We start from the raw sequence: 14,826 nt of genomic DNA, 5'->3' as shown, positions 1-14,826 counted from the left end.
TTATCGTTGCAAACTTAATTGCTACTGGTTTGTTGTCTGTGAATTTAATCACCATACAGCTTCAATCTAAATTCATATACCAAAACGCTTGATTCAGTGTTTTTGCTAGTTCTCAGATTAAATATTAATTTAACAATTACTTGTTATCTTCCTATTTAATCGAGTTTGAACAATTTATTTCAGACTCAATTTTCTAATCTGTTAATGATTAACTACCACCTCGTCGGTGCGTAGTAAACTGTGATAAATCACAGAAGTTAAGAAGCTATTTGCTTACTAAGTTCTGTAATCTTTAGCTCCAAGCTTCGTTCTATGTGTGCCTGCGCACAGCATAGCTGTTTGCTTAAATTCTCGGACAAAGCGTTGCTTTGTTTACCCTCGAATTTGGTGGAGACTAGGAGAGTCGAACTCCTGACCTCCTGCGTGCAAAGCAGGCGCTCTACCAACTAAGCTAAGTCCCCAGCTTTAATCATAATGAACGACATATCTTTTTATCTAGCAGCTTGTGATTATTCATCACTTCGTCAGTAGTGGTGGGTCTGACAAGACTTGAACTTGTGACCCCACGCTTATCAAGCGTGTGCTCTAACCAACTGAGCTACAGACCCTCAGATACATCTTCGAAGAACAACTTGTTGTGGATTCTTACCGGTCACCAATCTTTCGTTAAGGAGGTGATCCAGCCGCAGGTTCCCCTACGGCTACCTTGTTACGACTTCACCCCAGTCATCGGCCACACCGTGGTAAGCGTCCTCCTTGCGGTTAGACTACCTACTTCTGGTGCAACAAACTCCCATGGTGTGACGGGCGGTGTGTACAAGGCCCGGGAACGTATTCACCGCGGCATTCTGATCCGCGATTACTAGCGATTCCGACTTCATGGAGTCGAGTTGCAGACTCCAATCCGGACTACGATCGGCTTTTTGAGATTAGCATCACATCACTGTGTAGCAACCCTTTGTACCGACCATTGTAGCACGTGTGTAGCCCTGGCCGTAAGGGCCATGATGACTTGACGTCGTCCCCGCCTTCCTCCAGTTTGTCACTGGCAGTATCCTTAAAGTTCCCATCCGAAATGCTGGCAAGTAAGGAAAAGGGTTGCGCTCGTTGCGGGACTTAACCCAACATCTCACGACACGAGCTGACGACAGCCATGCAGCACCTGTATCTAGATTCCCGAAGGCACCAATCCATCTCTGGAAAGTTTCTAGTATGTCAAGGCCAGGTAAGGTTCTTCGCGTTGCATCGAATTAAACCACATGCTCCACCGCTTGTGCGGGCCCCCGTCAATTCATTTGAGTTTTAGTCTTGCGACCGTACTCCCCAGGCGGTCTACTTATCGCGTTAGCTGCGCCACTAAAGCCTCAAAGGCCCCAACGGCTAGTAGACATCGTTTACGGCATGGACTACCAGGGTATCTAATCCTGTTTGCTCCCCATGCTTTCGTACCTCAGCGTCAGTATTAGGCCAGATGGCTGCCTTCGCCATCGGTATTCCTCCAGATCTCTACGCATTTCACCGCTACACCTGGAATTCTACCATCCTCTCCCATACTCTAGCTTCCCAGTATCGAATGCAATTCCCAAGTTAAGCTCGGGGATTTCACATCCGACTTAAAAAGCCGCCTACGCACGCTTTACGCCCAGTAAATCCGATTAACGCTCGCACCCTCTGTATTACCGCGGCTGCTGGCACAGAGTTAGCCGGTGCTTATTCTGCGAGTAACGTCCACTATCCAAGAGTATTAGTCTCAGTAGCCTCCTCCTCGCTTAAAGTGCTTTACAACCATAAGGCCTTCTTCACACACGCGGCATGGCTGGATCAGGGTTCCCCCCATTGTCCAATATTCCCCACTGCTGCCTCCCGTAGGAGTCTGGACCGTGTCTCAGTCCCAGTGTGGCGGATCATCCTCTCAGACCCGCTACAGATCGTCGCCTTGGTAGGCCTTTACCCCACCAACTAGCTAATCCGACTTAGGCTCATCTATTAGCGCAAGGTCCGAAGATCCCCTGCTTTCTCCCGTAGGACGTATGCGGTATTAGCATTCCTTTCGGAATGTTGTCCCCCACTAATAGGCAGATTCCTAAGCATTACTCACCCGTCCGCCGCTAAGATAAGGTGCAAGCACCTCATCTCCGCTCGACTTGCATGTGTTAAGCCTGCCGCCAGCGTTCAATCTGAGCCATGATCAAACTCTTCAGTTAAAATCATTTTGCACCTTAGTTAAGACAAGGTGCTAATTCTGGCTCATCAATTTTCTGACTAAAAATTCGCTCAAATAAACTTCGAGAAATTTCTACCATTCAATCAATGAAAATTATTTCGATCGATCAACCAGTAAAAATCCACACAAGTTGTTCTTCTATTCTCTTAATGATCTTCTCGATGATTCGTCATCATCAAGCTAGGTCGGCTATATTACTCTAAATTTCTTTAAAGTCAACAGGTAATTTAGATATTTTTAAAACTTATCAACCAACCCAAGAATCCAACCATTTTAGCCAAATCCTTGTTTCTCAACAAGTTTTTATCCGCATCACCGCCGATGGATGTGCATTCTACAGTATTCTCACACCTATGCAACACCCTTCAATAGGATTTTATTTCGAGTGAACATTTTTAAACCAAATTCACAATATTTCTTATATTTTTCGATCGAATTTGCTTTAATAATAGTAGAACAAATAAATTGTACTTACTTTATCTATGTTTTGCGTTTAATTAGCGCATTCATTTTAATGACTGTAATTTCGCTCTAACTGCGATTAAGGACTTATATGCATTACTCAAATTTTTTCTTGCTTGGGTTGTTAACTGCTGGAGCATTTAATACAGCAATAGCTCAAGATGTATCTGAGCAATCCCCAGTCGTAACTGAATCAATTGAAAACCAATTAAATACACAACAAAAAACATCAACTCTGCAAGCAATTAAAGATTTAAAAAAAATAACCAAGGATGATTTGAAGGTAAATGCAAATGCAGCGCAACCTGATGCGGTTAAAGATCCTCTACAACCATTAAATCGCCAAATCTTTGCCTTCAACGATACATTAGACCGATATGTACTTAAGCCAGTAGCTATCCAATACGTTGAAAAAGTACCAGAACCTGTACGAAGTCCTTATCGTCAATTTCGCAAAAACCTCGGTGAGCCGTGGAATGCCGTCAACCAACTTATACAAGGGCGTCCATCTCGCGCAGCAAAAACATTAGGACGCTTTACTTTAAATACTTTAACAACCTTAGGTTTTTCTGACCCAGCACGTCGTTTAGGATTACCAACCGAAGAGGAAAGCTTTGGTGTGACTTTAGGCTATTACGGCGTCCCGTCTGGTCCTTATGTAATGCTTCCTTTTTTCGGACCTAGTACTTTTCGTGATGGGTTTGGCTTAGCTATCGATCGTTATGGTCGCCCACAAAAATATATGCTCGACGACCAACAAGGAATTTATTGGTCTACAAATGTGTTACAAGCTATAGATGCTCGTGCTCAAGTTTTGGATATTGAAGAAAGCTTAAAAGGCGATAAATATGCAATGATTCGAGATTTCTATCTGCAAAGAAAGGCTTTCCAAATTGCTGAAAAACATAGCGACTCTGCAGATGTATCATTTGTAGATGATACTGAAGATAGTGAAGAATCTTCGGATAATCAGTAAATTCGTATTTCTATATTTATAGACATAAGTATTACTCTCTATTTTAAATGTGAGTAATACTATGTTTTCCATCATATTTCATCTATGATGAATTAAAAAATGATCATACAAAGGATCGGCTATTCATCTATGTATTTCATTCAACCATCGCGCTCAATACCTTGTTTAGATCAAGCTCTGAATGAGCTACCCAGTCTACAGATCATTCAAGTTGATGATTTAGACTTATATGATCAAACAATAATTGCAATTGCCGATGTGCAGGACTTTTTGAAATATCAATGGAAGCTCCCAACGATCGTATTAGCATTTGAAGATGAAGGTGCTGCATTAGCCCAAGCTTGGGAAATGGGTGCTTTAGCTGGTTGGATTTGGAACAATTTACCCAAAAATCCAATACATGCTTTATTCAAAATTGATGCGCAATACAAACGAAATCAAGATAGTCGTGATCTTCCTTCAGCAGCAGCATTACAGAAACGTTTACTACCGAACCCAATAAGTCTACCCAATTATGAGGTTGAGTCTTTTTTTCAACCTTCGGCTTATTTATCAGGAGATTGGTATGATTATTGGAAACTCAATGAATATGAAGTGCTGTTTTATTTAGCTGATGTTTCAGGTCATGGTGTCACAAGTAGTTTACTAACCTCATGGATGGCAGCTTTTCATGGTCGTTCCAAGACACCTCGCCAGCTCATTCAAAAACTGAATGCAATGTTAGTTCAAGAGAATATTGAAAAACATATCACAATGGTGGCAGGTATTCTAAATCTACAAACTCATGAAATTACATGGTCTAGTGCAGGGCACTATCCACCTCCAATTATCTTTGAACCTAATCAAGCACCTCAAATTCTTACAACCAGTAGTTTCCCTTTGGGACTCACGGAGGATTTAGATGTTGAAGAACACATTTGTAAATTAAATCCTGATGCACGTTTTATTTTATGTTCAGATGGTGCTCTTGAACCCTTTGATGGTGGTTTGAATGATCAGTTCAACCAATTGGTTGATCATCTTCAGAATAATTCATTCCAAGCTCCTGAACACGTTGCAGATGACATCGCTATACTCAGCATATGCCGAATGAATTAATCTAATTATCAATAACTTAAAAACAAAGAACTATACAACCACTTGTGTCTACCATATCACTATGGGATAATTTTATATCCTTTCTCTGAAAATGGCATTTATATGTCAACAGGTCATGTTGAATATGCAAGTTTGAACGGAACGCATATTTTCAAGCTTATTGGCGAAGTGCGTGCACATTCTTGTATAAGTCTAGACAAATTACTCAACAAAATTGAACAGCAGCAAAATGTTGTTGGTGCAATCGTTGATTTAACTGAAACAACGTTCATTGATAGTACTGTATTAGGTGTACTTGCAAAGTTGGGCTTAAAACTCAAACAAGTTCATCATATACAAGCAGTGATGCTGTCAACCAATCCAGATATTACCACCCTAGCCAATAGCATGGGTTTGGGTCAGGTCTTTGTGATTTTAAATTACTGTGGTGATCCTAATGTTTGCACGCTTGAGCTAACTGAAGAACATGTTACTCACAGCGCCATGCTCAACACTGTATTAGAAGCACACAAAACATTAATGCGTTTGAATGAAAACAATCAAAATATGTTTGAACCATTAGTGAAGCAATTGCAAAAAGAGCAAGATTGTCTAAATCTTGATACACACCAACAAAATGCTTAATTGATAACTAAGTCTGCACACTTATGACCTTACTTTCTGTTGCTCAAATGAATTCACAAGATGACATTGAATCTAATTTCCTTGTCATCGAGTCATTAATTCAACAAAGTAAGGCTCAGGGTGGCGAATTAATCGTTTTTCCTGAAAACTTTGTTTGTTTTGCTGCAGGAAAACAACGTGAAACTGCAAATCAATTTGAAACCATTCAGCAACGTTTAGAACAATTATCACACCGATATCAAATATGGATTATCGCTGGCACTTTACCGTGCCCTTTTCGCCCAGATGGATCAGTCATTACTGATGGACGTGTCAGAACCGTAAGCTTATGTATTAGTCCTGAAGGTACTGAGGCTCGTTATGACAAAATCCATTTGTTTGATGTTCAAGTGGGTGATGCTGTTGGTGGCTATCAAGAATCAAAATTCTTTGAACCAGGTGATCAAGTCGTTGTTGCAAAAACACCTTTTGGTCATATTGGCTTAATGGTTTGTTATGATCTTCGCTTTCCAGAACTCGCACTAACCTTACGCCAACAAGGTGCAAACATTTTATCTGCTCCTGCTGCTTTTACTTACACAACAGGTCAAATGCACTGGCAATTGTTACTACAAGCACGAGCTATGGACAGTCAATGTTTTGTATTAGGTGCTGCACAACAGGGTTGGCATGGTGAAAAACGTCAAACATGGGGTCATTCGGGTATAGCCAATAGTCGTGGACAACTTTTACAAATAATCGACTACGAAGGGCATGGTTTAATTAGCGCTGATTTCGATCAAGTTGAACAAGAAAATATTCGCTTATCTATGCCACTTATGCAACATCGAAGAATAATTGCCTACTAAGTCTCACTTTAATTATTGAAATTTTAGTTTTTGAATTTTTTAGTCACGCTTTATCTCCCCTCCACACCTAGGTTCATGATTTAATAAACATAATTTAGGATAGTCAAACAAACCATAATATTTATGTAGTTTGATTATTGTAAAATTCTTTCTTAACACCAATTAAGCTGTATCCATGTTTAGACTTTTTTCTATTTTGTTGATTATAGGGGCAACTACATTCATTTATGTGGTACCAAGTTATGCTAATGCTGTTGAAGTAACAAATGACATGCAGCACTTACCTACACCATCAAATTTATCATTTAATAGCTTTGGTCTTTGGATTATTGGTTGGGGGACTGGTGCTGAAGGTGCTCGACAAAGACTAGATAATATCCAGCGTGAAGATGTCGTGATCATCAAACAGAAAGGTGTTACTCAAGATATGATTAAAGCTTGGTATAGTTTTTATGAACAACAATCTCAAAATGATATAAATAATCCAACCGCACGTTTTAGAGCAAAATTGATGAAAAAAATCATCGAGCTTTGGTAGATTTTCTGCATCTATTTGATGGGTAGATACTCTTTTCAATTTTATATTTTGTCTTTTACTTCTTTACCAAAGCCGTCATTAAATTTACCGTTTTCTCCTTTGCTTTCATCATCCATTTATGCAGGATTGAATGATACCAAACTGTGTCAGCTAGGATTATTCAATATGTCATTAGAAAAAGTAGTTTATCGAGCAAAAGCTAAAGCAACAGGTGGTCGTGATGGTCGTGCGACATCTTCTGATGGTGTTTTAGATGTTAAATTAGGCGTACCTAAAGAAATGGGCGGTGCTGGTGGTGAAGTGACCAATCCAGAACAACTTTTTGCAGCAGGCTATTCAGCATGTTTTTTAGGTGCCATGAAGTTTGTAGCAAACCGAGATAAATTAAAGATTACTCCAGATGCTTATATTGAGGGTGAAGTTGGTATTGGCCCGATTCCAAATGGCTTCGGTATTGAAGTGACTTTGAATATTTATTTAATCGGTATGGATCAAACTGAGGCTGAGGAACTTGTAGCAGCAGCACACATCGTATGTCCGTATTCAAATGCAACACGCAACAATATTGATGTGAATTTCAATATCGTAACAAATTGATATATAAAATAAAAAAACAGCATGATTGATCATGCTGTTTTTCATTAAGAATAGAAAATTATTCTTCAGCTGCTTCGTTTGTAACACGTAGCACTTCTTCTAAAGTGGTTTTACCAGCCAAGACTTTTAATAAGCCATCATCACGAATCGATGCGGCATGACGGCGAGCATGATTTTCCAACTCATATTCGGCTGCATTACCATGAATTAATCGACGCATCGACTCATCGACTGACACAATTTCATAAATCGCTGTTCGCCCACTAAAACCAACATGTGAACATTTCTCGCAACCATGTGGTTCTGGTAATTCCATGTGTTCATCTACCTTGAGATGCTGAAATACCTGTCGTTCAAAATCATCTGCTTTTCGCCAAGTTACGCAATGTGGACATAATGTTCGAACTAAACGCTGTGCAATTACACCAATCAATGAACTTGAAAGCAAGAATGGTTCAATCCCCATATCTTTTAAACGAGTTACCGCACCAATTGCAGTATTGGTATGTAACGTAGATAAAACAAGGTGACCTGTGAGTGAGGCTTGTACCGCAATTTCTGCCGTTTCAAGATCACGAATCTCACCCACCATAACAACATCAGGATCTTGACGCAGCATAGCTTTAAGCGCACGAGCAAATGTCATATCAACTTTCGTATTGACCTGTGTCTGCCCAATCCCTTCTAGTTGGTATTCAATTGGATCTTCGGCCGTCAAAATATTGCGCGTATTATCATTCAAGTCAGATAAGGCTGCATATAAAGTTGTGGTTTTACCTGAACCCGTTGGACCAGTGACCAAAATGATGCCATGTGGACGATGAACCAATTGAGTTAAACGTTCATAATCATTTTGCATCAAGCCAAGGTGTGTCATGTTCAAACGACCCGCCTGCTTATCAAGTAAACGCATCACCACGCGCTCACCATGAGATGACGGTAAAGTAGAAACCCGAACATCGACCTCACGTCCTGCTAAACGCAAAGAAATACGACCATCTTGTGGAATACGTTTTTCAGCAATGTCCAACTTTGCCATAACTTTAATACGAGAGACTAGCAAAGGAGCTAATTCACGGCGTGGTTGAACAATTTCTCGCAATTGACCATCTACGCGTAAACGAACAGACAACTTTTTTTCAAATGCCTCAATATGAATATCTGATGCGCCAACACGAATCGCTTCGGATAACAACGCATTAATCAGACGAACAATAGGTGCATCATCTTCTTGATCCATCAAATCTTCAGCTTCAGGCACCTGATCAGCCAAACTTAATAAATCAGGATGATCCTCTAAACCAGCGGCAACTTGCTGAGATTCACCTGTATCACCTGCATAACTGGAACTGAGTAGAGCATGAAACTCTTGATCTGTACACAATTGATCATGCGCAGCTTTCCCCAAAATTCGACGTGCTTCTTGTAATGCAATTCGCGCTGTATCCTTGCGTCGTACAATAAAAACTTGATCGCCTTCATAGCGCAATAAAACGCCATGCCTTTTGGCGAAACTATATGGAATTTGTATTTGTTTAAGTATTTGCATCACAATTTATAATGATGAAAGGAAGAGTTGAGTGTACTCTAAGGAGATTACAGCGTGAAGTCTGTTTAGCATACTCACAAAGGAATTTTGCACCTTGTCTCAAAATAATCCATATAAAGCACCTCACTCTGACACATTGAGATGGTGGGGTGAACAACAATTTGAAATTCAACAAGCCAAAGCTTGGCAATTTGGTTCACTGCTCTTTCGCCTAACGAGAGGCATCAAAGAATGGCGTTTAGAATATCATCGACCACAATGTCAGCATGATTACGAGCAACAATGGCATGTTTTGTCTGATACAGAATTTGCAATGCCTCAACCTGCAAAAATTGAACGCTATATGTTTCATAAAACCAATAGCTCATTTCATTTAATGCCACGTTTGGCAGATCGCTCTGTTGTTATTAAACCTGTTGATCCGATTTATATTCCTGCTGGTCAACGCGGAACGCTGTATATCAGCACTCCGTTATGGATTGCAGGCTTAGTAGATGGTTTAAGTGAACCTTTGTTTGATATTCCTGTGATTCAGCCGAAAGACACATGGTTTGGTAAAGATCCTCAGCATGGTGAAATTTGTTATGCAACATCTGTAGATGGACGAACTGACCTAAATCTATTAAAGCCACGTGCCTTTAGAGCTGTTACACCTATCGAGTTTCATAATACAAGTCAGCATCAACTGCGATTTGATCGTATGAATGTCCCTGTTCCTGCCCTACCTTTATTCTATAGTGAAGGTACAGGTCGTCTCTGGACGTCTCAAATCAAGGTGTATTACGAAGGTTCAGAACATCCTGCACGTATTCGTATCGAAAACAAAACACCAACTCAGGCAGGTGAAGTCATATACGTACATCCTCCTCGTGCGCCTGGAAGCAACTTATTTAATATGTTTGATTCATTCTTTTAAGGAGTTGCTATGGCTGATACCAATATTCCAAAAGATGTCGCATCTAGCTTCACCAGCATATTTACTAATATTAATTTTGAAAGACTAAGTGAAATTGCTGTAGCCCTAATTTTATGTTTAATCGGCTTTGTCATTGCACGTCTAGTTTCTAATACCTTTATTCGCACTATTGGTAGTCGGTTTAACGCACATCAACGATTATTATGGCGAAGAGGTATTTTTTACTTTATTTTCCTACTCTTCATCATGACCAGTTTAAGAGAAGCTGGATTTAAACTCAGTGTCTTCTTGGGTGCAGCAGGGATACTAACTGTTGCTCTGGGTTTCGCTTCTCAAACCTCAGCTACAAACTTAATCAGCGGGCTCTTCTTAATCGGTGAAGGTTCTTTTGAAGTCGGCGATACAATACAGATTACGTTGATTCGAGGACAAACCATTGAAGGTGAAGTGATCTCTATCGATCTTTTATCGGTCAAACTTCTGACGCTCGACAATGTTTACATTCGGCTTCCAAATGAGCAGCTCATTCGCACCCCTGTCATGAATTTATCCAAATACCCGATACGGCGTATTCCGATTACCTTAGCGATTAATTTTCACGAAGACATTATCAAAGTAAGACAGGTACTATTGGATGTTGCATCTAAATATCCACTGGTTATGGATGATCCTAAACCAACCGTAACAGTAACTGCATTTCGTGAATCCTCAATTGAGCTGTTGTTTGCGGTATGGTGTCGTCAGGAAAATGCATTAAAAGTCCGAGATGAAATGCAAGAAAGGGTTCGTAATGGTTTCCTTGAAAATGAAATTGAAATCCCTGTACCTAAAATGGGTTTAATTGATCGCCCCATCCCTTTAGAAGATGATGAGGTCGATCAATATGCCCATCAAAAAGAGCTCAAAAAAGAAGATAAAGTTAGATAGATGAAGATTCTTTAGACTGTTCTTGGGCAGGTGGTAAAGGTGCAAGATATGCAATTACAAGCATGACTGCACCTGAACCAATAAACGAAATAACACGTGTCAAAGTACCACTTTGCGATAAATCTAATAACAATAACTTAAACACAACGATCCCCAACAACGCAGCCCCAACAAACCAAATTTGTCGAATATGACGACGGCTTGAAAAGGTCATAAGAATAAAAGCTAAAATCACCCATAATAAGGTCAAACTTAGTTGTACATTGCCATTCCGCCAGATTTCTATCCCCCATAATGGTGTTCCAACATAATGATGCATAGCGCGTACAACGATGCTACTTAATACAAGTAAACCGACTAAAATCGTTGAGACTTTGAATCCCCATTCTACTGAATGCTCATCGTCAAAATGATGATGATAAATCACCCAGATCAAACCAATAAACATTAGTAAAGAGAGAAAATCAGTTAAGTTAAATAAAGGAAGCACATAAAACTGAGTTGCAGAATATGGATCTAAACAAATTAACAGTAACCAAAATAAGGTTAGCCCCCACACTGGTTTTTGATCCAATAAAAGCATGTTTTTTGATAAAAATAACCAGCCAGCGTATATTGCAGGAAAAACAGCCAATGCAATAACAGCAATATTTGGGAAAAGTGTAATACCAATACCCGCTAAACTTAACCAAAGCAAAGCAGACCAGATCAAACAATATAGCGATGAAGAAAAAGATCTCATCTTGATGAGCAAAATAGTCAGTGCAAGTGTAGTCGTCAGGGCGCTAAATTGGCTTAGAGGTGTAAACCAATCACCTGTGGAGTAAACATTCTCCGCAAAACTTACGCCATAAATTAAGAAAAGTAATCCACTGATCAAGATAAGTTGTACATTAACCCATTCGATTTTGGACTTAAGCTGAACCATAAAACTAAATAACAACAACAAAACGGCTGCGATTGCCAAATAAGGATTCATGCCTTGATTTTGCCAATGCATAAACTCTATCGCCGCAACTGCTCCTGCATACATGCCAAGTGCTAAAAAAATACCGCTTAGCATCCGCGCACTAAAATATTTTTCGACCTCTTGATAGTGCAATAAATAAAAAGCTGATATGAATTGCGCAAGTGCAAAAATCACTGTACTCAAAATTGGGAAGTCATCATTTGACCAAACTTGGAAAATAAGTGCCACAGAACTTAATAGTACTAAGGCAACCCCGATATATCGACTAAGACGATAACGCTCGGTCACTCCCCAAACGATTAACGCTGTTCCTTGAATGACCCAACCTGTTGATGTCCAATGTGCCCCTTTTGCCAATGGAAATATCAAAGCAGTAAATACCACTGCAAGAATAAAGAAGCTTTTAGCCAAAATAGAAAGCTGCGGATGCCTTTGTTTAATCCAAATATTTAAAGCACCATAAATAATCGCAAGTGCAACTGCACCCCAAGTCAGTGCTTGAGTAGAGTTGTGCATCAGATAAGCATGTAGAGAGAAACCCAATACAGGAACACTAAAAATCAAACCTACATCTAAAATTGGTTGAAATCGCTGTTCCTTTTGATTCGCTTTATTCTCTATTGATAAATCCTCATCACGTACCCGCAGCATCAATTGGCTATAACGAATACTTAGCCAAATAAACAAACCGATATGCAACCATAAAATTATATCTAAGGTGTCGAACTGTTGAGTCTCTCCATAAAGCCCAATCATAGCCCCGCCAATAAAGAGCGTGGCAAAAAAGGCAATCTGATGCAGAATTTTCCAAGGTTGAATAAAGTTAACGGCTGCAACAGCAAGGTTAATCACAAAATAATAGCCAAATAAGAAAATCACGTCAGGATGTGATTGAGGTATGACAAGTGGTGCAATATAAGCCATCGTCAGCGCTAGCATGGCCAAATATAATGCCTGTTGTTTTAAACTCAGATAAACAGTGACTGATAATAAAATTACAAAGAATAAACTGGCTGTTTTCAAACTCGCAATCACTGCAAAGTGATGTGAGAAAATTAATGTGAGGAACACAATAGCAAGACCGACGCCCTGCAAAGCAACAGCAAAAAGCTGATTTTTTCGTTGCAACCAGTATCCTGCGATTGTGATCACAGTACCTGTAAGGGCAATAAAACTAAGCTTTACACCTAAGCTTAACTGCCAATGCTCACTTGCGAAACGTAATAATAATACGACGCCAACCATCAATACAGCGACAGCAATTCGTAAAATCGGATTGCCATGAATCATCCATTGCAAGATAGGTTGCCACCATGCAGTTTGAGATGATGTCGATAATTGCTTCTGAGATGGCTGAGTTAATGAGTATTCGTTTGATGATGAAGATTCTGCTTGCATCCATGTAGCTGGATGTTGCACCTGACTTTCAGAGACAGAATGATTAGGTGTTGATAATTGATTAGCTTGGTTGATATGAGCAGAAACACTATTTAAATCATTTTGGACGTCTGTTTTTCCATATTGTTCTAAATGCAATAACCGCGTTTGAAAGCTACTGATCGTCTGAATAAGACAAAGTAACAACACTAACAATGCACCGCCTGCCAACCACATCCATGTATTTGCATAGGCAAAAAGTGCGACTAATGCAGCACTATAAATCACGATCTTCTGAGCACCAATTGTAGCTGATTGAGCAAAATAACTTGGAGCATCATATTCAAGTTGACATAATCGAGTGTGAATTTCTGAAAGAATGTGCACAATAGCAACAGTTAAACCAATCGCAGAAGCAACAGTAGTGCCTTGCCATTGAAATGCAATCGCTGATGCTAGTAGTACTGTCAGCACAACTAAAACAATCACGATTCCCTGTTTATCTTTTTTATACATAGACTTATATCAATGATTACAGCTTTATTAATCGTATCTTACTTGATCAGTCTATAAACCGTCATTTTTACTAGGACTTACGCATTGACGGATTCAAAAAAGTACTAAAATACTTTATAAAGTATCTGTGATCAGACAAATTAAACATGCTTCTACAGCAACTTGTACTCTACCCATTTATATGGGCTTTCTCATGACAGAACCGAACTCTATTAGCTGCACACAACTTGCCGAGACTTATAATATCTCGCATGATAGTGTAAATCGCTTTCTAGAGCGTGAAGATTACACACCTCACGACCTATATCAAGAATCAATTCAACATATTGATAATAACAAACTTATAGTCAGTATTGATGATACTGTTTTAGATAAACCATATAGTCAACATATGGACTTAGTTAGTTATTTTTGGTCAGGCAAACACCACCGATCCGTCAAGGGTATTAATCTCATTACCTTGTATGCGACAGATCAAAATGGTCAAAATATTCCAATTAATTTCCGAATTTATGACAAATCTGAAAGTAAAACCAAGAATGATTACTTTATGGATATGTTAAGTGAAGTACTCAGTTGGGGTGCAAAGATTCAATTTATTACAGGTGATAGTTGGTATTCATCGACTGGAAATTTAAAAACCATAAGAAAATATGGTATTCGATTTATGTTTGGTATCGACTGTAACCGTAAGGTTTCCCCAGAAAAAGGACAATGGTTTCAACTGCGTTTATTGCCAGATTTCCATCAGGGTCAAGTAGTCTGGCTCAAAGATTTTGGCTTTGTACAATTATTTAAGACTCAGTTAAAAGAACAGCAGAGGTTTTATATTGTGCATCAAGATGAAGATGATTTATTGTCCTTTGAGGGTTTTCATGAATTACATTCAAGTCATTGGAAAATAGAGCAATATCACCGGGTGATTAAACAGGTTTGTCATATTGAAAAGTTTCAAGTAAGACGATCTAAACTGATTTTGAATCATATTTTTTCAGCCTTGATGGCCTACGTTGAGATACAAAAGAACCAGTTTGAGCGGATCTTTGAAAATATATATCGTTGGCAGAAGAAATTATTTAGACCAATGATCAAAAACTTCATTGATGACTTTATTCTCGATAAAAATCATCTGCTACCACAGAGAATCTATAAATAATAGTGCGTAAGTCCTATTTACATACAAATAACTGCAATTTTTAAACGA

Annotated in this window: 10 protein-coding genes, 2 tRNA genes, 1 rRNA gene and 2 pseudogenes; 9 read left to right on the top strand and 6 right to left on the bottom strand. The window is 39.2% G+C overall.

The genetic code is table 11. The annotated features are described in order from the left end of the window. Positions 1–385: 385 nt before the first annotated feature. The 3 genes from R2H34_RS03690 to R2H34_RS03680 form a co-directional block, all read right to left on the bottom strand. Positions 386–461: transfer RNA gene (locus R2H34_RS03690), tRNA-Ala, on the bottom strand. A 70-nt stretch (positions 462–531) separates the two neighbouring features. Further along, positions 532–608 (bottom strand) — tRNA-Ile (locus R2H34_RS03685). Positions 609–667: 59 nt separating this feature from the next. After that, positions 668–2,204, bottom strand: a 16S ribosomal RNA gene (locus tag R2H34_RS03680). Positions 2,205–2,777: 573 nt separating this feature from the next. Between R2H34_RS03680 and R2H34_RS03675 the strand changes: the two genes are divergently transcribed. The 6 genes from R2H34_RS03675 (at position 2,778) to R2H34_RS03650 (ending at position 7,367) form a co-directional block, all read left to right on the top strand. Beyond that, a complete protein-coding gene (locus tag R2H34_RS03675; RefSeq protein WP_004960630.1) occupies positions 2,778–3,662 on the top strand; it encodes a VacJ family lipoprotein in 885 nt (294 codons plus the stop codon). A 129-nt stretch (positions 3,663–3,791) separates the two neighbouring features. Continuing rightward, complete coding sequence (gene gigA, locus R2H34_RS03670) at positions 3,792–4,760, top strand: RsbU family protein phosphatase GigA (RefSeq protein ID WP_004960633.1); 969 nt, start codon at positions 3,792–3,794, stop codon at positions 4,758–4,760. Positions 4,761–4,862: 102 nt separating this feature from the next. Next, on the top strand, positions 4,863–5,384 hold the full coding sequence (gene gigB / locus R2H34_RS03665) for an anti-anti-sigma factor GigB (RefSeq protein ID WP_004906790.1): 522 nt from the start codon (positions 4,863–4,865) through the stop codon (positions 5,382–5,384). Positions 5,385–5,407: 23 nt separating this feature from the next. After that, entirely contained in the window at positions 5,408–6,232 is an 825-nt protein-coding gene (locus tag R2H34_RS03660) for a carbon-nitrogen hydrolase family protein (RefSeq protein ID WP_004960636.1), read from the top strand. A 175-nt stretch (positions 6,233–6,407) separates the two neighbouring features. Then, positions 6,408–6,770 carry a DUF4951 domain-containing protein gene (locus R2H34_RS03655; RefSeq protein ID WP_042893031.1) on the top strand — a complete coding sequence of 121 codons (363 nt, stop codon included), beginning with the start codon at positions 6,408–6,410 and terminating at the stop codon, positions 6,768–6,770. A gap of 165 nt (positions 6,771–6,935) precedes the next feature. Next, positions 6,936–7,367, top strand: a complete 432-nt coding sequence (locus R2H34_RS03650; protein WP_004906781.1) for an organic hydroperoxide resistance protein — start codon at positions 6,936–6,938, stop codon at positions 7,365–7,367. A 58-nt stretch (positions 7,368–7,425) separates the two neighbouring features. On the opposite strand, the gene gspE is transcribed toward R2H34_RS03650, so the two are convergent. Continuing rightward, positions 7,426–8,916 carry a type II secretion system ATPase GspE gene (gene gspE, locus R2H34_RS03645; protein WP_039047757.1) on the bottom strand — a complete coding sequence of 497 codons (1,491 nt, stop codon included), beginning with the start codon at positions 8,914–8,916 and terminating at the stop codon, positions 7,426–7,428. 94 nt (positions 8,917–9,010) lie between these two features. Between gspE and R2H34_RS03640 the strand changes: the two genes are divergently transcribed. Further along, positions 9,011–9,832: a hypothetical protein gene (locus R2H34_RS03640; protein WP_004906776.1), complete on the top strand. Its 822-nt coding sequence runs from the start codon at positions 9,011–9,013 to the stop codon at positions 9,830–9,832. Positions 9,833–9,841: 9 nt separating this feature from the next. Then, positions 9,842–10,759 carry a mechanosensitive ion channel family protein gene (locus tag R2H34_RS03635; protein WP_004906771.1) on the top strand — a complete coding sequence of 306 codons (918 nt, stop codon included), beginning with the start codon at positions 9,842–9,844 and terminating at the stop codon, positions 10,757–10,759. Here R2H34_RS03635 and R2H34_RS03630 read toward each other — a convergent pair. After that, a pseudogene (locus R2H34_RS03630) lies at positions 10,752–13,052 on the bottom strand (DUF2339 domain-containing protein); the annotation flags it as partial. The gene R2H34_RS03635 and the pseudogene R2H34_RS03630 sit on opposite strands and share 8 nt — an antisense overlap. 194 nt (positions 13,053–13,246) lie before the next feature. Next, positions 13,247–13,622 (bottom strand): annotated as a pseudogene (locus R2H34_RS17870) (DUF2339 domain-containing protein); the annotation flags it as partial. A gap of 127 nt (positions 13,623–13,749) precedes the next feature. Here R2H34_RS17870 and R2H34_RS03625 point away from each other — a divergent pair. After that, the gene (locus tag R2H34_RS03625) at positions 13,750–14,778 is read left to right on the top strand and encodes a transposase (protein ID WP_151730688.1); all 1,029 of its coding nucleotides are present in this window, start codon (positions 13,750–13,752) and stop codon (positions 14,776–14,778) included. Positions 14,779–14,826 lie beyond the last annotated feature (48 nt).

Source organism: Acinetobacter sp. 16, from assembly GCF_033439925.1.
GTDB lineage: Bacteria > Pseudomonadota > Gammaproteobacteria > Pseudomonadales > Moraxellaceae > Acinetobacter > Acinetobacter junii.
This window is presented reverse-complemented; position numbering and strand designations above follow the sequence as displayed.

Coding starts and splice junctions, on each gene's coding strand:
- R2H34_RS03675 (WP_004960630.1), top strand. CDS start 2,778: ATGCATTACTCAAATTTTTTCTTGCTTGGGTTGTTAACTGCTGGAGCA.
- gigA (WP_004960633.1), top strand. CDS start 3,792: ATGTATTTCATTCAACCATCGCGCTCAATACCTTGTTTAGATCAAGCT.
- gigB (WP_004906790.1), top strand. CDS start 4,863: ATGTCAACAGGTCATGTTGAATATGCAAGTTTGAACGGAACGCATATT.
- R2H34_RS03660 (WP_004960636.1), top strand. CDS start 5,408: ATGACCTTACTTTCTGTTGCTCAAATGAATTCACAAGATGACATTGAA.
- R2H34_RS03655 (WP_042893031.1), top strand. CDS start 6,408: ATGTTTAGACTTTTTTCTATTTTGTTGATTATAGGGGCAACTACATTC.
- R2H34_RS03650 (WP_004906781.1), top strand. CDS start 6,936: ATGTCATTAGAAAAAGTAGTTTATCGAGCAAAAGCTAAAGCAACAGGT.
- gspE (WP_039047757.1), bottom strand. CDS start 8,916: ATGCAAATACTTAAACAAATACAAATTCCATATAGTTTCGCCAAAAGG.
- R2H34_RS03635 (WP_004906771.1), top strand. CDS start 9,842: ATGGCTGATACCAATATTCCAAAAGATGTCGCATCTAGCTTCACCAGC.